20 protein-coding genes are annotated in these 21592 nt (G+C 45.0%); 10 read left to right on the forward strand and 10 right to left on the reverse strand.

Annotated features, from left to right (window positions below; genetic code table 11):
• Positions 1-200 precede the first annotated feature (200 nt).
• Together DYADSP32_RS26395 and DYADSP32_RS26400 are read left to right on the forward strand one after the other, a co-directional pair.
• Positions 201-659: a hypothetical protein gene (locus DYADSP32_RS26395; RefSeq protein WP_149239957.1), complete on the forward strand. Its 459-nt coding sequence runs from the start codon at positions 201-203 to the stop codon at positions 657-659.
• 54 nt (positions 660-713) lie between these two features.
• Positions 714-1631 (forward strand): winged helix-turn-helix domain-containing protein, encoded by a 918-nt coding sequence (locus DYADSP32_RS26400; protein WP_149239956.1) that lies wholly within the window; start codon positions 714-716, stop codon positions 1629-1631.
• A gap of 253 nt (positions 1632-1884) precedes the next feature.
• Here the strand turns inward: DYADSP32_RS26400 and DYADSP32_RS26405 are convergent, their stop codons facing one another.
• The 3 genes from DYADSP32_RS26405 to DYADSP32_RS26415 are packed head-to-tail and all read right to left on the reverse strand — an operon-like array spanning position 1885 to position 7035.
• Positions 1885-3210 (reverse strand): RagB/SusD family nutrient uptake outer membrane protein, encoded by a 1326-nt coding sequence (locus tag DYADSP32_RS26405; RefSeq protein ID WP_149239955.1) that lies wholly within the window; start codon positions 3208-3210, stop codon positions 1885-1887.
• Between the two features lie 26 nt (positions 3211-3236).
• The gene (locus tag DYADSP32_RS26410; protein ID WP_149239954.1) at positions 3237-6263 is read right to left on the reverse strand and encodes a SusC/RagA family TonB-linked outer membrane protein; all 3027 of its coding nucleotides are present in this window, start codon (positions 6261-6263) and stop codon (positions 3237-3239) included.
• 25 nt (positions 6264-6288) lie between these two features.
• Positions 6289-7035: a DeoR/GlpR family DNA-binding transcription regulator gene (locus DYADSP32_RS26415; RefSeq protein WP_149239953.1), complete on the reverse strand. Its 747-nt coding sequence runs from the start codon at positions 7033-7035 to the stop codon at positions 6289-6291.
• Between the two features lie 494 nt (positions 7036-7529).
• On the opposite strand from DYADSP32_RS26415, the gene DYADSP32_RS26420 reads away from it, so the two are divergent.
• The 6 genes from DYADSP32_RS26420 to DYADSP32_RS26445 all read left to right on the forward strand — a co-directional run bounded on the left by DYADSP32_RS26420 (position 7530) and on the right by DYADSP32_RS26445 (position 13488).
• Positions 7530-8192 carry an ABC transporter ATP-binding protein gene (locus tag DYADSP32_RS26420; protein WP_149239952.1) on the forward strand — a complete coding sequence of 221 codons (663 nt, stop codon included), beginning with the start codon at positions 7530-7532 and terminating at the stop codon, positions 8190-8192.
• A 136-nt stretch (positions 8193-8328) separates the two neighbouring features.
• The gene (locus DYADSP32_RS26425; protein WP_149239951.1) at positions 8329-9639 is read left to right on the forward strand and encodes a TolC family protein; all 1311 of its coding nucleotides are present in this window, start codon (positions 8329-8331) and stop codon (positions 9637-9639) included.
• Positions 9640-9859: 220 nt separating this feature from the next.
• Positions 9860-10519, forward strand: a complete 660-nt coding sequence (locus DYADSP32_RS26430) for a hypothetical protein (protein ID WP_149239950.1) — start codon at positions 9860-9862, stop codon at positions 10517-10519.
• Positions 10520-10532: 13 nt separating this feature from the next.
• Positions 10533-11225 (forward strand): hypothetical protein, encoded by a 693-nt coding sequence (locus tag DYADSP32_RS26435; RefSeq protein ID WP_149239949.1) that lies wholly within the window; start codon positions 10533-10535, stop codon positions 11223-11225.
• Between the two features lie 90 nt (positions 11226-11315).
• Positions 11316-12011 carry a GDSL-type esterase/lipase family protein gene (locus DYADSP32_RS26440; RefSeq protein ID WP_149239948.1) on the forward strand — a complete coding sequence of 232 codons (696 nt, stop codon included), beginning with the start codon at positions 11316-11318 and terminating at the stop codon, positions 12009-12011.
• A 133-nt stretch (positions 12012-12144) separates the two neighbouring features.
• The gene (locus DYADSP32_RS26445) at positions 12145-13488 is read left to right on the forward strand and encodes an FGGY family carbohydrate kinase (protein ID WP_149239947.1); all 1344 of its coding nucleotides are present in this window, start codon (positions 12145-12147) and stop codon (positions 13486-13488) included.
• Positions 13489-13491: 3 nt separating this feature from the next.
• On the opposite strand, the gene recG is transcribed toward DYADSP32_RS26445, so the two are convergent.
• Entirely contained in the window at positions 13492-15606 is a 2115-nt protein-coding gene (recG, locus tag DYADSP32_RS26450; protein ID WP_149239946.1) for an ATP-dependent DNA helicase RecG, read from the reverse strand.
• A 151-nt stretch (positions 15607-15757) separates the two neighbouring features.
• On the opposite strand from recG, the gene DYADSP32_RS26455 reads away from it, so the two are divergent.
• Positions 15758-16258: a DUF2911 domain-containing protein gene (locus DYADSP32_RS26455; protein WP_149239945.1), complete on the forward strand. Its 501-nt coding sequence runs from the start codon at positions 15758-15760 to the stop codon at positions 16256-16258.
• 93 nt (positions 16259-16351) lie between these two features.
• On the opposite strand, the gene DYADSP32_RS26460 is transcribed toward DYADSP32_RS26455, so the two are convergent.
• The 6 genes from DYADSP32_RS26460 to DYADSP32_RS26485 all read right to left on the reverse strand — a co-directional run bounded on the left by DYADSP32_RS26460 (position 16352) and on the right by DYADSP32_RS26485 (position 20821).
• Complete coding sequence (locus DYADSP32_RS26460; RefSeq protein WP_149239944.1) at positions 16352-16648, reverse strand: winged helix-turn-helix domain-containing protein; 297 nt, start codon at positions 16646-16648, stop codon at positions 16352-16354.
• Between the two features lie 33 nt (positions 16649-16681).
• Positions 16682-17800, reverse strand: a complete 1119-nt coding sequence (locus DYADSP32_RS26465; RefSeq protein ID WP_149239943.1) for a hypothetical protein — start codon at positions 17798-17800, stop codon at positions 16682-16684.
• 69 nt (positions 17801-17869) lie between these two features.
• Entirely contained in the window at positions 17870-18256 is a 387-nt protein-coding gene (locus tag DYADSP32_RS26470) for a diacylglycerol kinase family protein (protein WP_149239942.1), read from the reverse strand.
• Positions 18231-18914, reverse strand: a complete 684-nt coding sequence (locus tag DYADSP32_RS26475; RefSeq protein ID WP_149239941.1) for a DUF1361 domain-containing protein — start codon at positions 18912-18914, stop codon at positions 18231-18233. Before DYADSP32_RS26475 ends, DYADSP32_RS26470 begins: the two co-directional genes overlap by 26 nt.
• A gap of 186 nt (positions 18915-19100) precedes the next feature.
• The gene (locus DYADSP32_RS26480) at positions 19101-20003 is read right to left on the reverse strand and encodes an SMP-30/gluconolactonase/LRE family protein (RefSeq protein WP_149239940.1); all 903 of its coding nucleotides are present in this window, start codon (positions 20001-20003) and stop codon (positions 19101-19103) included.
• A 164-nt stretch (positions 20004-20167) separates the two neighbouring features.
• Complete coding sequence (locus DYADSP32_RS26485) at positions 20168-20821, reverse strand: thioredoxin family protein (protein WP_149239939.1); 654 nt, start codon at positions 20819-20821, stop codon at positions 20168-20170.
• Positions 20822-21209: 388 nt separating this feature from the next.
• Between DYADSP32_RS26485 and rplU the strand changes: the two genes are divergently transcribed.
• Positions 21210-21521 carry a 50S ribosomal protein L21 gene (gene rplU, locus DYADSP32_RS26490; protein WP_149239938.1) on the forward strand — a complete coding sequence of 104 codons (312 nt, stop codon included), beginning with the start codon at positions 21210-21212 and terminating at the stop codon, positions 21519-21521.
• Positions 21522-21592: the final 71 nt, after the last annotated feature.

Raw genomic sequence — 21592 nt, forward strand, 5'->3', positions numbered from 1 at the left:
TTCTGGTTTAATGGAAAATTAATGTTAGTTGTTTAACCAGTCCATTTTAGAACTCATTTCGAAGCGCTATAATCTTTTACAATTCGTTTACAATGTTTTACAGGCCATTGGCGGTCTATGTTAGCGGGTTTTCTACATTTGAATCTCCCAGGAGCCGAGTGGCATCTGGTCAAAATCGTCACCAAAATAATCTCTTAGAAATGAAAAATGCACCATTGAATTTGCTTTTAACCGCAGTATTGATGCTTACACTTTCAGTATCTCACTCCCTTCCAAATATGGCAACGGCTCATTTTCATTACAACCCGCTTTTGCTGAATGGGAAGTCGATGGACATAACAAGGCTTTCCATTGTGAGTAAAGGAAAGCTACAGGTCGTTCTTAAAGAAGACGATAAGACTAAGGAGGTGCCATTTAAGATTTATCTGGTGCGGGATGGAAAGATTGTTGGCGCTAACTCCCGGTCTTGCAATCATGCGGTGAGAGAGGTAGAGCTCTCTTCCATTCTAAAATCAGCCAAAGCAGGCGATCAGCTCTATGTTGATCCTGCAGGTAGTGGTCAGGAAATAGGTCGACGGATTATTACGGTCAAGGCTGATCCTTTTTTGCCCAGAATACAATGGTTCTACGGGTTGAATAAGGGGAAGGATGGCTGTTAGTAGGTCAAAGTTTTTGTAAATTTGATTGCTTCTGAATAATTATCAAGTACTTAAATGGTCTATCTCGAAGGCAACCGTGCAAAATTCATCGTTTGGATAAGGTTCATTTTAGCCTTTTCAATACTATGTGCAAATTTATTCGGGAGTGTAAAGGCGCTGGCCAATAACGAGTCGATCCAATTTGCTGAGAAGGTAAATTTGGCTCTCCGTCGCACCGCCCATCACTTACTGACTGCCAATGGCGATAGTCTTTCAATTATTCCTGCAGTTCAGCAGCCGGATGCAAATACGTTCAGTATTCGTGTTAATCAGCTTTTTGATTACGACAAACTGCCACAATTGTTGCAGCAATCGCTGGATATGCAGAAAGTTCAGCGGCCTTATAACGTTACGATTATCAACTGTGAAACCGGGCAATTGCAGTTGGGTTACAATTTTGCTGACCTGAATCAGAAACGTGGAGTGCCTTGTGCAGGTCGAAAGCAAAAGCCAGGTTATTACGATATCAGGGTTACTTTTGAGCCGTCTGATCAGGCCGTTGCCCGGAGCTACAGTTGGTGGGTGCTTCCTTTCGGTAGTGTAATGGCTTTGCTTGGTTTCATGGTGTGGCGAAGAACAAGGAAAGAGGCTACACACGAAAATGGCATTCCGGATCGTGTCGATCATGAAAGTGGAAAGCAGCACTTTGGGGATTCCAGCCTGGATGCTGCAAATCTACTCCTGGAGAGCGCGGGTAATTCGTTCAAGCTCACTTACCGGGAGGCTAAGTTGCTGAAATTATTTATAAACCATCCAAATCAAATTCTGGAGCGTGATTTTATTCTGAAATCGGTTTGGGAAGATGAGGGCATCATTGTGGGGCGGAGCGTGGATGTATTTGTTTCGAGACTTCGGAAAATGCTGGCTGGTGATGCTCACCTCAAAATTGCCGCAGTTCACGGTGTTGGCTATCGATTGGAAGTAAACCCTTAACTCATGCTCAGTAATAACTTTAAAATGGCGATTCGTCACTTGTGGCGGTCGAGGCTGGTGTAAATATCCATCTCTTTGGTAGCTTCTTCTAAATTGTTCCAGTGCGCTCAAGGAGTAATCCTTCGTGATATTTTAAATCTCGAGGCCTGTGAATCTCCCTTCGAATCATAATTCTTACCGCATATAATTGAAAAGGAGCATTGAACTAGTTTGCTTGTTCAATGCTCCTTTTCAATTTAGAATACCTGACGCTCTATATCTGAGGGTCTGCAGGCGTATTCGGATTAGTCAGTCGTTCCTGATCCGGGTAGGGATAGAAATTCCGGCTTCTTTCCGCTGTCAATGGAATGGGGTTGACACCGACAGCCGGTGCGGGACGTCCGAACCTCCTGCTGTCTTCCAGGCGCAGGCCTTGCATAAAAAGCTCAATGGAGCGTTGCTTGTAAATCTCCGTAAGCAGACTGGCGGCATCTGTGGCACCAGCGTAGGCGGGCAGCCCCGCGTGTACGCCAAAAAGATCTCCGGAGGTCTGTGTTCTTACGGAATTGATCTCCGCAATGGCATTGGGTATTGAACCTCCGCTGCGAACAAGCGCTTCGGCTTTGATCAGACGGATCTCATCAGGCATGTACAAGGGAATGGGCTTGGTGATGTCGTTGAAAAACCCAGCCAGGGTTTTCAGGGTTTCGCCACCTACCACAACGTCGGGCGTTGACAAATAGAATGAAAGCCTTTGATCGCCCGCTTCTATGAACGATGCCGGAAGCCCGAAATTTGCTCTTGGAGCATAGTTTTTACTGACCAGGATCTGCTGGTAAATTGGGTTGGGCGATTGTGTGTTGTACGAAAACTGGGATCTTGTTGTCAGATTTACTGCATTCGCCGTGGCCAGTGCCTTGGCATAATCGCCGGTCATCATGTTCAGGCGTGCATTGTATGCATTAAGGCAATCGGCGAGGCTGAAGTTGCTTCCCGCCACACGCGTATTGAATTCGGCAGAAGGTGCTGTGGCGGTAATTAAGCTCGTTCCTTCATTCAGCCAGGAGATGGCTGCGGTAAGTGCGTCTTTGCGGGCAACAAATGTGGCTTTTCCATTTTCGTCAGTTTGGATGGGCATTTGTTCAAATGCCGTGGCAAGCCCACTGATGGCCATCGCTTTAAATAGATAAGCGTGTGCCAATACTGCGTTTTTGGTGGCGGCATCTGCGGCAAGAACGGTAGGAGCATTCGCAATCAGATCATCCGCCATACCAATGACCCGGTACATTCTTGCCCAGAGGTTTAGCACGTTTCCGTTGAAAGTCGGCAGTGCTGTTCCTCCGGCTTCTATTTCGAGAACATTTGTAAATGTTGTTATTCCCTTGGTTTCCCGGGTGCTTGTTCCCGGGGTGATGACCAGGGATTCGATCGCCGAAGTGGAATAGTACTGCTTCATACCGATGCTCAGGGTGATCAATCCTTCTCTGCTGTTAAGCACCTGGGCGTCCGTAGGGCCATTCGGATTCTGAATGTCCAGCTGGCAACCAGATAGGCTCAGAATCAGAGCAAATAGTATGATGAAATATTTTTGATTTTTCATTGGTAGTATGTTTTTAAAGAATACCATTAAAAGTTAAGACTGATACCGAATAGGAAAGTTCTAGGAATTGGAACTTCCACAAAGTCAAACCCGCGTACGGCATTGTCCTGGCCTGCAGCATTTGTTTCAGGATCCCATCCACTGTAATTATCAATCGACAACAGGTTTCGTCCACTTAATGTAAATCTTACATTTTGCAGCTTCCACAGTTTCGGTGCCAATACATAGGAGGCAGATATCTCGCGTAATTTGACAAATGAACCATCCTCAATATAGTTTTCGAAAATGGAAAACAAGGCGGCACTTGTACCCTTGGGAACCTCACCTTTCAATTCGGCTTCATAACCTTTCAGGCCTCCGTACAAATCTCTTTCGCCTACCCGGCGGGTGAAATTGAAAACATCAAATCCCAGCATGCCGTCCCACTGCATGCGGAAGCTGAATTTTCCGTATTCAATTTCGTTGGTCAGCGACAGTATCGCATTGGGGTTAGGATCGCCGATCACCTTGCTCAGGATGGTTCCCACGGGCTGGCCTGCGGCATCGCGTGCGGTTGTGTACTGACCATTACTTCCTTGCGTTCCGCGCTCTCTTTGCGGTAATCCGGCCGGAGTAAGTAAAAGTGAGCCGTCATTGTTACGGGCAAAAAATGTACTGTAAAATGCGCCAAGCGGATATCCATTGACCGCAGCTACCTGGCTGAAACCGCCTGCAAACGGCAGGACACCGTTACCTTCAACACCGTTGACGACGTTTTTATTGGACGTGAAAGTGGCTGTGGTGATCCATTTGAAATTGTTTTTCTGTATCAATACCCCTTTGGCCATAACTTCAAATCCTTTATTGGTCATGGTTCCTACGTTGATCAGCCGGTTGTTAAACCCAGTCGTAGGCGCCAGAGTCCGGTTCAGGATCAGATCCTCTACTTTTTTGTTGAATACAGAAAACTCAATGCTTAACCGCTCGTCAAACAAACTCAGATCTGCTCCGATTTCTGTTTCCGTCTGTCTTTCAGGCTTCACATTGAAGTTCCCGTATTGAGCAGGAGAGACGTATCCCGTCTGGCTTCCGTAAATGATAGGTCCGTAGTTGGTGAAACGGTCGTAGGGGCCAATGGCAGTAAGGTTACCCGACTGTCCCCAGGCTGCCCTGATTTTGAACGAATTGAGGAAGCGGGAAATGCCGCCGTCTTTCCAGAAGTCTTCATTTGATATCACGTAGGATCCGCTTACTTTGGGGAAAAACTGCCAGCGGTTATTTTCTCCGTATACAGAGGAGGCGTCTATTCTTGCCGCACCTGTTACAAAAAGCCGGTCTTTAAAGCCTAAGCTTTGTTGCGCAAATGCACCTAAAATAGTTCGTTCGGAGCGGAATTCGCCAGCCACGATGGTGCCGTTATTTATGGTTTCTCCAAATGCCCCCAATTGCTGTGCAGTAGCGGCAAAGGTGTAGGTTTTGTCGTATTGAAGCGTACCGCCTAAGCCGGTCGTCGATACAAGCCAGTCGGAGACATTTTTGGTGTAGCTCAGGTTTACATCATTGTTGATCTGAAATACAGTAGCGTCACCCCGTCTAGAGAAACCTCCGTCTTGAGTAGGCGTTGTGTTTTTAGGTGGAATGTAGGCCGTTGCTATCTGGGTGTAATTGTCCAGCCCCAGTGTGTAGTTGATATTAAACCCCGCGAAAGGTTTTACATTGAGCTGAACGTCTGAAATGATCCGGTTGGTCCGCTGTCCAAAGTCAAATCGGGCAATTGCTTCCAATGGGTTGGTTCGGCGTAACACCGCCACCGGTGCAGTGGAAGGGTAAGTTCCCGTAACGGGGTCTACCGCCGGATTAACAAAGTTGTTGCTGAATATAAATCCGGTTAGCGCTCCGTAGGCTTCATTGATACCGCCATTGGGAATTTCTTTGCTGTTGCTATACACGTAGTTTGCACCGGCTGTGATAGAAGCTTTTTCGCCCAATTTTTGCTGAAGCCTGATTCTTAAACCATTCCGGTTAAAGTCAGTGCTGTTAATGATACCCTGATTGTAATAATTTGATGCAGAAAGGAAGTATTTAGTGTTGCTTGTTCCGCCTGAAACCGAAAGATAATTTTCGGTTCCTACCGCATTTCGAAAAATCATATCCTGGTAATCATAGCGCGTAACGGGTGTCTGTGCAAGGTCGGTAGCCGTGGTGTTGTTGAAAGCGAATGGATATTCGTTGAATCCCATTTTTTTTCTGATCTGGCTTACTCTTACCTGCGTTGAAAAAGTAATCGCCGGCTTACCCTCTTTTCCTTTTTTTGTAAAGATCTGAACTACACCATTGTTGGCCCGTGATCCGTAAATCGCCGCTGCCGCCGCTCCTTTTATAATTTCAATGCGCTCAATGTCTGCCGGGTTGATGTCCACCAATCTGTTTTGAGAGTATCCACCGAGGTCTATAAGCTGGCGGGAGTCGTTATTCACGATAACGCCATCCACAATGTAGAGCGGATCGGATGATCCTACGATGGTGCTGGGCCCGCGCATACGTACGCTGATACCGCCAGCAGGATTTCCTGAGTTCTGGGTGATCTGAGCACCGGAAATTTTTCCCTGCAGCGCTCCGTCAAGTGAAGTAGCCGCGCTGAACTGTAAATCTTTCGCACCCACGGTTGCGATGGAGTTGCCCAGTTCCCGCTTACTGGTTGCACCCATGGTACCTGTTACCACCACTTCATCGAGTCCGAGAACGTCCTGTTTCAGAATGATATTTCGGATAATTTCCGTACTGCCACCGGTAATTTCGAAGGACGCGCGCTCACTTTTGTAACCTACTCCCGATACAATCAGCGTGTATTTACCCTGTTGTAGCGAGGGGGCTAAAGCGTAATCGCCATTTTCCATAGACGTAGTGCCAATCGTTGTGGATCCAATGAGGATACTGACAAAGGGCACAGCCTCCCCCTTGTCATCGGTTATTTTACCTTTGATCTGAACCTGACCGTAACTCCGTACGGCCAGTAACAGTAAGACAGCCACTACCAGAGCGTTCACTCTGGTTTGTTTAATAAACTTTCTCATAGTAGATTGTTTGTTCATGTTTGGTTTATAAAATTTCAATACCTCTTTTTGCATACGGACGTAGTAGTTCTGACCTGGGATTCTGCTCGGTAATTATCGTATGTATGGATTCTATTCCACAAATTTGTAAGCGTTGCGTTGTATTAATTTTTTCTGATATCGACAGGGTAATAACCTTACTGGATACGTCAATCATGGCTCTTTTCAACTGAACCACATCCCAGTCGTTATCAGTAAGCCCATTATCCGGATCTATTGCATTGATACCCATAATGCACAGGTCTGGTTTAATCTGCCTTATCTTAGTAATCACTTCGCCTCCAAATGCAACCTGAGCATCTTTTTTAATCCGATCTCCAAGGAATATCACTTCGATACTGGGGTGGTGGGCGTATTCAAAAGCTGCGGTTATACTTGGTGTAAGGAAAGTAGCTTGCAGGTTGTCGGGAAGCATTCTGGCCAATTCTACCATGGTGGTGCCTCCCAGTGTAAGGATGAACATGCCATCGTGAATCAGGCCTAACGCCTTTTGTGCAATCACCCGCTTTTTTTCAAGTTCATAAATTGTCGTTCGGGATGATGAATTATGGAAGGATGGAGAAATAGCTCCGCCATGTACTTTTATGAGTCTACCACTTTGAGCCAGTTCACTAATGTCCCGCCGTATGGTATCATTGGAGACGTCAATCGCCGCGCTCAGATCAGCTGAATGTATCCTGTTGTGCAGGTTAATCTGTTTTAGAATAAACTCCTGCCTTTCCTGTTTAAGCATATACTAAGCTGTTGGATGAGAAAATTGGCAATAAAACCGCTAAAAAACAATCAAATCGCGCAATAACATGCAAATAAAATGATTTTTTTGCCGAATAAAACCGCAAAATGATTTATTTGTAGTTTTTGTATGAATTAAGTAAGAGTGGGAGGTGCTTTTTGCGATTCTTCTCTGGGCTATTTATGAATCCTCTGGAAGTCAATGGAGTTACCAACCGGAAGACTGGTTGCAGAACGTTTATACAGCTTAATGAAAATCTGAAAGAACAACTGGAAGCATCTGAACCGTAAGATGTATCCATCGTTCGATACCGTACACATTTGTACGATTCCGAACGATTATCTTTGTTTGTTTCGATATAATGACCTGAAAATCAGTTTGATGTTGTTCTGGCAAGCCTTTTTAAAAGGAAAGTCAACAAAGATGTAAATGCAGGTATTTGATTTTAGCATCCCTTACGCGTTCTTGCATTTTAATCTTATAGAACCATTCTTATGATCAAACTGGAAAAGATATCAAAGTATTACCCCGCCGGATTTGGAAAGACATATGTGCTGCGGCATATTGATCTGAATATTAAACCAGGTGAATTCGTTTCAATCATGGGGCCTTCGGGGTCTGGTAAGTCAACACTACTGCACATTTTAGGATTGCTGGAAGAGCCTTCGGAAGGGGAGTATTTGTTCCTCGATGAAACTGTGCAAAAACTGTCAGAGAAAAAAAGGACAGAATTGCACCGCCATCATATCGGGTTTGTTTTTCAGGCCTATCATCTGATCGATGAATTAACCGTTTATGAAAACATCGAAACGCCTTTGCTGTACAAAGGCACGCCGTCGTCTGAGCGGAAGAGCCGCGTGGCAGAGCTTTTGGACCGTTTCAATATGGTAGCCAAAAAGGATCTGTTTCCGCATCAGCTTTCGGGTGGTCAGCAGCAGCTGGTAGGAGTGGCCCGGGCTATCGTTCACAACCCAAAGGTAATTTTTGCCGACGAGCCCACCGGGAACCTGCATTCGGAACAGTCGATAGAAATCATGGAATTGTTTCAAAAACTTAATCAGGAAGATAAAGTTACCATCGTACAAGTTACCCACTCTGAAACCAACGCCACTTACGGAAACCGTATTGTAAGGTTGAAAGATGGGTGGTTGGCATAATGACGGAGCAGGGAGGAAAGGGAGAAGGGATGACCGGTCATCTCAATATTGATATCGTGCTCTGGACTCATTACATTCAGCTAAGACATTCCTCCGTTCTCCTTCCTCCTTTATTCCCCTATAAAATTTATTAGCCATGAAACATTTAATATTGCTATTTTGCCTTTTGCCTTTTTTCTCACATGCTCAGAAAATTTTGAGTCTGGCGGAATGTGTAGAACTGCTCAGCAAAAATAACCTGGTGTATCGCCAGGGCAATCTTCAGGCGCAGGCTGCCGAGGCCAATTTGCGACAGACCAAATCCCAGGCCCTCCCTCAAATTTCCATCGGGTCCAATAACAGTGTGAATCTGGGGAGAAGTATTGATCAGTATACCAATGCGTATATTGATCAGGTGTACAATTACAGCTCCGTTGGGGCAGGCTTCCAGGCGCCACTTTTCCAGGGATTCAAACTTCAGAACCAGATCCGGCAGGGGCAACTCCTTAAAGAGTCGGCGCTGGAAAACAGGACGGCTGTGCTAAACGAGCAAACGATACTTTTGCTACAGGGTTATGTGAATGTTCTGGCCACAAAGGCTTTGTACCAATCCGCAGAGCAGCAGGTGGCGTCCTCTCAGATTCAGGTGGACCGTGTTGAAAAACAGGTGAACGCAGGAACACTCGGTGCGAATACCCTCTTTGAGATTAAGGCGCAGCTGGCCAACGATAAGTTTGACCAGGTTACGGCCCTCAATAACTACCGGACCGCCAGACTTCTCCTTTTTCAACGGATTAATATTCAGCCCGATGACCAAATTGAGCTGGAATCTTTGGAACAGGATTTGGTAAAACCCGAAACGCAGGATGCGGTTACCCTTTATGAAAATGCGCAAAATGTATTTCCAGAGTTGCAGAGCGCTGAGCTTTATCGCAAGAGTTTTGCCTATCAGGTAAAGTCCATAAAGGCTGGTAATTATCCTTCCCTTACGCTTGGGGCGAATTTTGGCGCCTTTTATGCGTCCACAAACAAAAAACTGGACTACATGAAGCAGCTTAACGCTACCCGAAATGGCTCCATGAACATAGGCCTGAATATTCCTATCATGGGACGCTGGGTAACCCGGCCTCGGGTAGAAGCGGCGAAGGTGCAGGAATTACTTGCACAAAATCAGCTGGACGTTACAAAGCAGCAACTGAGGCAAGCTATAGAACTTGCCGTACTTAATCTGAATGCGGCAACGGACCGGTTGGCAGCTGCACAGGGACAGGCCGAATCCTTGTCGGCAGGATTTGCTGTGGTGGAAAGTAAACTGAATGCCGGCATTGCCAATATTTTCGAATATTCGCTTGCCAAGGCCAATCTTGCCAGGGCACAGGCGAATGCGATCCAGGCCCGTTATGAATTTTTAATGCAAAACCGGTTGATGCAATATTACAGACAAGGAAATTGGGCTGGTATTTTTTGATTGGGCTTAGGTAACTAGTTGTGGATATTGCTTTTTCGATAGAAAGGGGTTGTCCGGAATCATTTAAAACGATTAATCTTTAGTTAGGTTAAATTTAGGTAAAGTAGTGTTTAGAGACGGCTGAGAGGCCGTCTCTTTTGTATTATGTTAAAAAAAGTAAAAATGATATCGTCGGTTACATATTCTGCTTATCTTGCTTTCAAATCAATTTATTATAATAATGAAAAAGAATCTTCTAATCGGAATATGGGTCTGCGTGTGTACAGCGGTTCCCGGTCTGGCTCAATTGCAGAAGGGCACGGGCTACATCGGTACCACGGTAACCTTTGACGGGAGCGTAATACGGCCTGAAATGATGAACAGCACATCTGCCGAAGTGTACAACCACCTATCTATAAACCCATCGGTTCAGATCGGGAAATTTTTTAGAGACCATGTTATGGCCGGTGTCGGGATCGGAGGACCCATATCATTTTCATGGACAAAAAGGACCAACGCGGATGGATCGGACAATAAAACACGGTTTATACAGGGCGCTTATACACTGTCCCCTTACCTGAGGCACTATAAATCCTTAAATTCAAAATGGGCGCTTTTTCTGACATCTGCTGTGGATCTGGCTTATTTAAAAATCGCTCAAAAGAACCGGAATGAGAAGGAGTCCTGGGATGGGTTCTCGGCCGGCCTGCGGATAGTGCCTGGCGTGTCTTACTGGATAAGTCCCCGTTTTGCGCTTGAAACCGACGTTAATTTACTTTCCCTTGGAGTTGGTTATAAGGACTTTTTAGATGCTAAATCATTCTACTTTTCTTCTGCGGCGACCACTGGCCTGCCCAGTTACTTCTCCGTTCGTGCCTCGTGGTACCTCAAGAAACCTTAACAGCATTTCAATTATGAAAATTATTTTCTTTTTTACGAGTGTTTTTGTGATGTGCACATGGGGTATTTCCATGGCCCAGTTTACCGGAAAGCAGTTTGTTTCAGGTTCTGCACGGGTAAATTTCAACCATACGAAGCCCGAGACAGGCACAACGACAAATGCTTATAATTATCAGTTTGATGTTTTCCTTGGTAAATTCAAAACGGAAACCAAGGCGTCGGGGTGGGGATTTAACAGCTCATTGGGTGGCGCGAAGACTATTTATTCCCTTTATCAAAATGGGAGCGCACAAAATATTGAAAAAAAAGGTGTTACCGGTTTAACTTTTGGTGTAGGCAGGTTCTGGCAGTATTATAAACACTTTAATGCCAAAATAGGCGTGTATGCCGGTCCGGAAATCAATCTTGCTTATCAATACGGAAATACATATTCGGTAAATGCCGACAACAGCTTTTTGATACGAAGCAAATCCGACAGAATAGCGCTCTCTGCCGGCGTGAGCGCCGGACTTTATTACCGCTTCTCAGAAAAATGGTGGGTGTCGGCCAGTCTCGCCTTCTCCAATCCCATTGCAGTAGACTATACCTTCCTCACTACCGAAAATGCTTCTGGAACGGAACGATATAAAAGCAGGGAGATTACCTACCGGTTTTCCCCAGCCTTTTCTTTCCCTTCCGTTGGTATGGGACTACAATATTTCTTCTAGCCGGTAGGTTTGGGATAAATAAATGACCTTTCTTACATTAAAAAGGCAGTGACTATGCCTTCTCTTGTATAATCACTTTTAAGATTTTGGATGAAAAAAAACTTTCTTTTTATTCTGATACTCGGATTTTCGGCCTGCCAAAAGCCCAACTATAAGACTCTGGATGCGCCGTGGGAGCCGGATTATAAGGTGGATCGCTTCGAAAAGACGATTGTTGAGTACGAAAAACTGGATGCAACAAGCATGCCCGCTTACGGAGGCATTGTGTTCACCGGCAGCTCATCTTTTACCAAATGGACTGATGCAGCAAAAGATCTGGCCCCGCTTCCCATCGTCAACAGGGGATTTGGGGGTTCAACCCTACCAGAGGTGATCCATTTTGCAGACCGAGCAATTTTTAAATACCATCCGAAGACGATTGTGATCTATTGTGAGAATGATATGTTTGGGAAAAAGAAAAAGACGCCGGAACAGGTTAGGGATGCATACGTTCAGCTCACCAGGCTGATCCATGAAAAGGAACCGAAAGCTTTTATCTATGGCATTTCATTGAAGCCTTCACCCTCTCGCTGGGCGCAAAGAGCCGATACGGAAAAAGCGAATAGACTCATTCGGGACTTTATCAAAACGGATCGCAGGCACCAGTACATTGATGTATGGCCTGTGATGATGAAAAATGACAGACCGGATGGAAGTATATTTCTGAAAGATAGTCTTCATATGAATGAAGAAGGTTACCGACGCTGGACAAAAGTTTTGAAACCTATTCTGGAGAAACCCGTTTAGGGGTTTCAGGTCGAAGAATTCCTCGCTGGAAGATTGGAAAAAGTAATGTTAAGGGTATCTGTTTTAAAGTAAAGTCACTATCTTAACCGAAAAAATATACTTCGGAGTAAAAAAGTGATATAGCATTCTAATAATGAAAGTAACTGCGGTTTTTGATATTGGCAGGACCAATAAAAAATATGTACTGTTTGATGAAAATTATCAGATAGTTGAAGAAGTCAGTGAGTCCCTTCCTGAAACTACGGACGAAGACGGATTTCCAACAGAGGACATCGGTTTGCTGACAGAGTGGGTACAATCACGGTGGGAAGCACTGAAGAATAACCCGAAATATGATATCAAAGCGGTAAATGCTGCCGCATATGGAGCCAGTCTTGTCCATCTGGATGCGGAGAACAAGCCGGTGGCACCCCTTTATTCTTATCTTAAACCGTATCCGGAGGCACTGCTGAGCCAGTTTTATACCACATACGGCGACCCGACACGTATTGCGCTGCAGACAGGATCGCCCGCTATGGGGATGCTTAATTCAGGTATGCAGTTATACTGGATTAAACATACTAAGCCTGAACTATACAGTAAAATCATATCTTCTTTACACCTGCCGCAATACATTCTTTTTCTATTGACCGGCAGAAAGGTAAGTGATTATACCTCTGTGGGTTGTCACACCGGTTTGTGGAGCTTCGAAATGTGGGACTACCACGAGTGGGTGAAAGCAGAAGGCATTCAAAAGAAAATGCCGCCAATTCTGGCCTCTTCGTCATTTATATATCGCAGTGGCGACAAGGGGATTCAATCAGGATTTGGCTTGCATGACAGCTCTTCTGCACTCATACCCTACCGGATGGCTCTGAAGAATACCTTTGTTTTATTATCTACCGGGACGTGGTGCATCAACTTTAACTTGTTTGCTTCGAAGCCATTAACCTCGTATCAGCTTGAACGGGATTGTTTGAATTTTCTCACTCCGGAGGGAAGTGGTGTCACTACTTCCCGTTTGTTTATGGGTCGGGAACATGATTTTCAGGTAGCCCGGATTGCGGAGTATTTCCGGAAAGAGCCGGATTTCTATAAAAAAGTGGTGTTTGACGAAAAGTTCCTGACCGCAGACACACCTAAGTTCTATACATCTTGCATGGTAGGAAACGGTCCCTTTCCTGAACCTAGTCCGCAGGAGTGGCAAATCAGCGCTTTTGCGTCAGCGGAATCGGCTTACCATCATTTGATGGTTGGCCTTACAAATTTACTATCGGTTTCGTTGCAGTTGATTGGAATCAATGAGGTGCAGTCCATTTACATAGATGGAGGATTTGCCAGAAATGAAATATTTACCAGGCTTGTGGCAAGGAATTTTCCTAATCATACCGTTTATGCCACTGAACTTCCTTATGCTACCTCCCTTGGAGCTGCCCTGCATGTAACCCGTCCGCAGACGTATGGATTTAAAGAGGAAATTATCGAGATAAAGCCTTAAATATTAACCAATTCTGCTCCAGTTTGTTTCTTCTTTTCTGATTGTTGCCAGGTGGGTTCGTATCGGAAGATTAACTGGCTGGAGCAGATCGGGGTCTAGCTGTAGAATTCCTTCAGCCGAAATTCGTGCAGCTTTTAGGATTTCAGTGTCCTGAGAAAGGTTGGATATAAGTAAGTCCATCAAGCCACTTTGCCGGGTTCCTGTAATATCCCCGGGCCCCCTGAGCTGAAGATCGACTTCAGCGATTTCAAATCCATCGTTGGTCCTGCACATGGTTTCAATCCGAAGACGCGTGTCCTTGCTGATTTTGTAGTCCGTCATCAGGATACAGTAGGATTGTTCGGCCCCCCGGCCTACACGTCCTCTCAGCTGATGTAGTTGCGACAAGCCAAATCGTTCGGCGTTTTCGATAACCATTACCGACGCGTTGGGTACATTTACGCCAACTTCGATCACCGTAGTGGCCACCATGATCTTCGTCTCACCGCGCACAAATCTGCCCATTTCAAACTCTTTGTCCTGCGATTTCATTTTGCCGTGAAGAATACTTACGGGTATTCCCGGGAACGATCTTGAAACGCTTTCATAGCCATCCATCAGATCTTTCAGGTCCATTTTCTCGGACTCTTCAATGAGTGGATACACCATGTAGACCTGCCTTCCTTTATCAATTTCGTCACGCAAAAAGCCAAAAACAGAGAGCCGGTGGGCATCGTACCGATGTACTGTTTTGATTGGTTTTCGTCCTGCCGGCAGTTCGGTAATGGCCGATATGTCCAAATCTCCGTAGAGCGTCATGGCCAGGGTTCGGGGAATAGGGGTGGCGGTCATTACCATGATGTGTGGGTTGATCCGTTCATTTTTAGCCCATAATCTGGACCTCTGCGCCACCCCGAATCTGTGCTGCTCGTCGATAATGCACAATCCAAGGTTTTTGAACTGAACAACGTCTTCGATCAGCGCGTGCGTGCCGGTAATGATTTGCATGGAGCCGTTGAGCAATTGCTCATGGATCAGGGCACGATCCTTTTTCTTTGTGGATCCCGTTAGCTTTCCGATGTTAATTCCCAATAAGTCGGCGAATTTTTTTAAACCCTGGTAATGTTGATCGGCCAGGATTTCGGTGGGAGCCATAAGGCAAGCCTGAGCACCGTTATCTAGTGCAAATAGCATGGTAATAAAGGCGACGATCGTTTTACCTGATCCTACATCGCCATGTAGCAGGCGGTTCATCTGCCGACCGGTTCGGAGATCGTCATGGATTTCCTGCAAAACTTTTATCTGCGACCCGGTGAGTTGGAACGGTATGTGACGCGCATAAAAATCGCTGACCAGCTCCTGATTGTCAAAGATCAAACCTGGGAATTCGGTTTTGTGAAGCAGCTTGTTTTTTAGTAATCTGAACTGATTGTAAAAGAGCTCTTCAAATTTCAGCCGGCGTTGGGACTGATGAAGCCACGCCTGGCTCTGTGGTAGATGGAAGTTCCAGAGCGCATCGAACTTGCTAACCATCCTGTATTTTTGTACGAGGTTTTCGGGCAGCGTCTCCCGGATATGTGGCCGGGCCTGTTCCAGTAAGGAGCGCATCATCGAACTGATTGCCTTACTGTCTATGAATTTTTTTCTTAGCTTTTCGGTCAGTGGATAGATGGATATCCAGCCACTACCTTGTTCTTGCCCGGTGAGCGTTATTTCGGGATGGGTAATGCTCCACCGGCCTCCAAAGCTCACGGGTTTGCCATAAACAATGTACTCAGCATTGGGACGCAGGTTTTTTTCCATCCAGGAAATTCCCTGAAACCATACCAATTCCAGCATGCCGGAACCGTCTGTGAAATGAGCCACCATGCGTTTTTTGTTACCCTCACCCACAATGGACCATTCGCGCAGCCGGCCCCTGATCTGAGCGGCGTTGAGCGTTTCATTTAACTCGCCTATACGATGAAAAATGGAGCGGTCTTCGTGCCGGAAGGGGTAATGTTGCAACAGGTCGCCAAACGTAAAAATGTTCAGTTCCTGGTTAAGCAGTGCAGCCTTTTGCGAACCTACGCCTTTCAGGAATTCGATTTTTGTGTCGAAAAAACTACGTCTTACTAATGTCTGTCCTTCGTTACTCATTTATCAAAAATACGGGGAAATTCTGGAAACGACTGCTATTCCAGAATTGTAACCCATTTAATAGATTTGTATCCTGTCACAACTTCGTGAAGATAAAATTCGTTAGCTTTGGAATAACAATCACCAAATCAATTTTAATTATTTACAATTTATGAAAACAACATTTTTCGCATTATTCCTGACGCTGATCACACTTACATGGGCGTCTGCTCAGAGCCCTCGTGTAACGGCTACTGGTAAAAACGTAAGTGTAGCCTATGGTCAGCCTTCCAAAAAAGGTCGGGTGGTTCTGGGTAAAGAAGGTAGCGATGCACTCGATAAGTATGGCAAAATATGGAGAACCGGTGCCAATGCTTCTACCGAAATCACTTTTAAGAAGGATGGTCAGTTTGGAGGTAAAAGTGTAAAAGCTGGTACATACACCTTATTCACTATCCCAGGTGAAAAGGAATGGTCTATCATTCTGAACAGCGTTTTGGGGCAATCAGGTGCTTATGATTATGAAAAGAACAAAGGCAAGGATGTATTGAAAGTTACAGTACCTGCAAAAAAGTATTCTACCTCTGCAGAGAAACTAACTTTCACAGTTCATGATGGGTCGGTTGATCTTCAATGGGATAAGGAAGGATTTTCGGTGCCTGTGAAATTCTAAGCTGATTCTAAAAAACCGGACTTCATTATAGTTGAATTGCTATGATGAAGTCCGGTTTTTTTTACCTACCCAAGTTCCATGCCCTGTTCCCCTTTACAAATTCTGCCTGATCATATTTTCAAGGACCTGCAGGTGATCGGAGAAAGCTTTTTGTCCTGCTTCGGTTGCCTTATAGGTAGTATGCGGCTTGCGGCCCAGAAACTGTTTTTGAACCTGTACATATGCTGTTTCTTCCAAAGCTTTTAAATGAGATGCCAGGTTGCCATCGGTAAGTTGAAGCAGTTCTTTCAATTCATTGAAACTTACGGCATCATTTACCACCAGCACCGACATCAGCCCGAGTCTTATTTTGCTCTCAAAAACCTTATTAAATTTCTCTAACCATTCCATTCTATCTGGCAAGTTAAGTCGTCCAAAGTAGAACTACTGATTGGCCTTCATTAAAAGTATGGCATCACGGTTTCTTAACCACACTGCCTGATCGCGCAAGTTATTGGCTTTTATTGAAATTAAGGAGGAAGTTAGCCCTGTGCCGAGCGATAACCAGAAGAATTTCTTAAAATGACTTCGGTCACCCGAAGCCAGAGAGTATATGGTGCCTGCTGAACCCAACAGGGAAAAAACCAAAGCAATATTTCTGTTTCTCCGCGACTTTACATATAGCTGCATTCCGCCATCAGAAATCATAAATTCCTTTCGCAGCGCTTTGTTTCCAGCGTATTGGATATTGTTTTTAATGTAGCTGTTTCCACCCTGCATATAAATTGTTTCCGTGTCGTACCATTGCTGCGTTGTGATTCTATTGGTTGGGTTACCGTCCTGAGCCAGGCAAAGCGGGCCAAGCATCAACAGGACCCCAGCCGCAGTGAATCCGCTTTTTGCAGAGACTCCGCCATTGGTTTTGCCGGGGCGATCGTATTTATTGTACATCGCAAGGCCATATACTATATGCAGTATACCAAAACCCACCGACCAGAACAAAAGCGAATACCCGGTGAGGAAAAGAGAAGCGCAACCGAGCACGATTTCGGAAATGCCCAGGGAAAATACCTCGGGGTAAGTAAATCTGCTGGCGCTCACAATGGCAAGGCCGTAGAACAACAAGGTGGCAGGGAACACCAGCCAGATGTATCCATAGTAAAGCATAGCCAGGCAAAACACACCTCCTGTAGCGAGTGGGACCAGTAAGCTGACGAGCAACCGTTTGGAGCTGCTGTTCCAGACCTTCAAACCCTTTTTACGTGCTTTTCGAATCGTAAGCATGATTCCGACACCCAGAGAAAGTAGCAAAACCAGAAAGCCATCGGCGATGAGGAAACCAATGATTTCCTGTCGGCTATTGGACACATACGGCGTGAAGGGTTCGAGCATATCGGTCATCCAATCCGTTTTGAAACGGATATAGGCTGCTCCAGCGCCAATAATTGCGAAAAAACCGGCAAAAACGCCGCTCAGGCCACTAAGTGACAAAAACTTTGAAGACCGTTCCATCAGGTCGCGGATTTCGGCCAATGTATGTAGAGATTCCTGATTCGATGTCATGTCAAATGAATGCTAGAGATATAATTCGAATTAACCTGAGGTGGTGTAACAATCCTTAAATGACCAATTTTACCTGAATGCCAGGCACTCATAATAGATCTTCGGAATAAAAATAACTCCCCCGACAATTGCAGCAGAAATGGCAAGAATTAACACACCAGCCGCAGCAAGGTCCTTCACGTCTTTGATGGCCGGGTGGTATTCAGATGATACAACGTCTGCCAGTTTTTCAATGGCGGTGTTGATCGCTTCTGCTGACCAGACAAGCCCTATTGAAATCACGATCAGGCACCATTCTGTGGCTGAAATATTAAACCAGTACCCGGCAATAATTACCACAATGCATGCTAACAGGTGTATTCTGGCATTGTTTTCAAATCGGAATAGTCGGAAGATTCCTGTCCCGGCATAACGAAAACTGCGCAGTGCCTTACGAATATTTACCAGTGGCTTCATGCTGCTTTATTTCTGCGAAGATATGAAATGCGCAATACATTAGTATCAGCACCAGTGAAAAGCTAAGTGTGTGCTTCACAGCAAACGGATCTTGCGCACTCTTGAAAATGCCGCGAGCCAATGCGCCTGGCTGGGCCACAATGTCCCAACTGTTCCAGCGCCCATACCTGCCCAAAAATACGCCAAAGCCACTCATAAACATAGACATCCCCACAACTACCCACGCGAATGTGGAGTTCCATCGGTGACTTAAAATGCGGTGTACAATGCGGATCGAATAAAGTCCTGTAAGAAAGCCAGCGAGTGCAAAAGTAAATATCATCAATGCATCAAACCAAACCATGTGGTCGGGTACGGCGCGCAGGTGCATCAGGTCGGTAATGATGTAGGGGGCATTGGGGAAGAATAGAAGCCAGATGGTGAGGTACGAAAATAAAAGCCATATCGGTGACTGGCTGGCCTTCTCCTGTTGCCAAACCCATTTGATAAAGAGAAGTGGTACCCACGCCAGAAATAAATTCCAGTTGAGAAACAAAAAACCCAGGTCCCGGGTAATGAGGATCCTAAGGATGTAGAGTGCCGTTGCGAGTAGTGAAACAACGGCAAGAAGCGCGACTTTGTGATTGCCCCTTAAATAGGTGATAAGGCTGTTGTACATATGATTACTTTTAAAGTACTTTGAATTACAAAGTAAAAGCAAAAATTTACTGAATCCAAATACCCCGGACAGTATTTAGTGGAAACTGAGGTGAAAAGTGAAATGTAAAATGTAAAATGTGAGATGTGAAATGGAAAAATTCTTCGACGGTCAGGCAGAAGAATATACTTTAAGCATTTTTTTTCACTACTTTTTCGCTGAAAAGGCCTTCATCATTGCCCATTCCCTGCCGGGTGTTTTCGCTTTAAATGTTTCAAGACAGCCTGTATCCTGCAGTGTGATGTAGGCTGTTTTGCCATTTTTACCCCCAAAGCAAATATTTGAAACTTTTTTGCCTTTTGTGGTTATGGTTTGTATCACTTTGCCTTGAGGGGAGAGAACAGCGACTTCACCCTTTCCATGCCTGGCTATGTAAAGGTTGCCATGAATGTCGCATCGCATCCCGTCCATGCCGCCATCGGCAAACTGATGCAGTAATCGTTTATTAGCTAATGAGCCATCCGGGGCAAGATCAAAGGCCCAAACGTTTCTCTGAACACTTTCATTGACATAAAGCGTCTTTTCATCCGGGCTAACCTCTATACCATTGGTCGTCCCCATGTTTTCGGCCACCAGCCTGGTATTTCCTTCCGGGGATACATGCCACACCTGCCCGGAGCTCTCTTTCCAGTTCGGGTCAGAGCAAAAAATATGTCCTTTACTCGTGATGGCCAGGTCGTTGGGCTGATTCATTTTTTCATTATGGGCAAATATCGTTATGTCCTTGGTTAGCAGGTCTACTTTAAGTACGTTGTGTCCCGTGAAGTCTGCGACATAGAAGGTATTTTTGTCTCCAAAGCGAATACCATTACCGGTACTACCTTTGGGTAAGGTTACAAAAAAGCCTGAGCGTCCCTTTTTATTCATTTGGGCAATGGTTCCATCCCGAGCAAAATTGACCGCGTATACATTTCCTTCTGAGTCTACGGCAGGACCTTCACAGTTACTTGTGAACTCTCCTTCGGCAGAAAACTTTTTTGAGATCTGGGCAAAGGATACAAATGAAGAGCATAAGGAAGCAATGAATAGTAGGGAGAAAACTTTGCTCATATACGGTCGAATTTCGTTGTGGGTTAGGATTGGATACAGGTAAATTTATACAAAGAATTTGAAGTATACACAGAGAGCATTGTTCAAATTACATGATCTACGGGGATTTATTTGCATTGCATACAGCAAGTCATGCATCGCTCTTCTTCTCCCTGAATAAGTTGTCAGTCTTTGAATTTGATGACACAACCAATGGGTTTGGTTGTTGTAGTTGTCACAGGTTTCCCGGCAAGGAGGTTTGTCACAGCTTCGTCAACATAAAATTTTGTTGCGCCGGCAGGATCCTGAGGATTGTCGTCAATCATGCCTATGTATTGAACGATAAACTTTGCCCCACTTTTCAGAAGCACATACGCCTCGGGTGTTCGGGCAGCGCCGAAGGCTCTCGCCGTACGTTGACCGTCATCGACCAGGTAAGGGTAGTTGTAGCCTTTACTGGACGCACGCTCCTTCATTTTATCAAAAGAATCATCTGTATGTGTGGAGGGGTCACTGGGGTTGATGGTGATCACGGGAAATCCCTGTCCTATATATTTATTATTCAGTGCTAAAATGCGGTCTTCATAAGCCTTGGCAAAAGGGCAGTGATGGCTTGTAAAAATCACAATTATGCCTTTCGAACCTGAATAGTCATTCAACGAGACCATGTTTCCATTTACATTTTTAAGGTTAAAGTTGGCTACGGCATCTCCGATTTTGTAAGCACTGTATGTTGATTCTGCTTCAGGCAGGTTTTCGGAAGGCGTGAAGTGGTATGTTGCTGCCGCTGTTGCAACACCGGAAAGGAGTACAATCGCAAGCCACAAATAAATTTTCATTTTTTTATTTTTATCGTTCATTTATATGTCAAGACGTTTTTTGAAGTAAAAGTAACCAAATCTTCTGTTAAGGTTTGTTAACGCATTTTCAGGCTGAAAATGTGTACCCGAATAGGAGCGCGTTACAGCCATTGGGCAAGATTTTCGTCTTGAAGTTCCGAAAAACTTACCGAATTATACTTTATTATTTTTTTTGATGCGTGGAGTTCGTTAACCGGGGCCATGCTTTGGGCAGACTTGTTTCGAAAAACGGCCCAAAGAGCATTTTGGCATGATAAGATATACGGGGACATTCAAGTAAAAATTTTAGGTAAAGCGTTGTGATTCTGTATTCAAGTTCATATCTTTGCACCTCGTTTTTGAATCCAGTTTATCATAATTTATTAACATGTACGCAATCGTAGAAATCGCAGGTCAGCAATTTAAAGTTGAAAAGGGTCGCGAAATCTTCACGCATAGGCTTGAAGGTGACGTGAACGCTGCACTTGTATTTGACAAAGTCCTTCTGGTAGATACCGCAGGCACAGTACAAATTGGTGCGCCAACAGTAGCAGGAGCTTCTGTGAAAGCAACTGTACTTGAACACCTTAAAGGTGAAAAAGTAATCGTCTTTAAAAAGAAAAGACGCAAGGGTTATAAAGTTAAGAACGGTCACCGTCAGTATCTGACAAAGATCAGCATTGACGAAATCGTAGCTTAATAGCTATCAGCTTTTGGCCGGGCGGCGGGCCGTCGTCAGCTATTAGGATTACTAAATGGCCGTTTCACTAA

This window comes from Dyadobacter sp. 32 (assembly GCF_902506755.1).
Lineage (GTDB): Bacteria > Bacteroidota > Bacteroidia > Cytophagales > Spirosomataceae > Dyadobacter.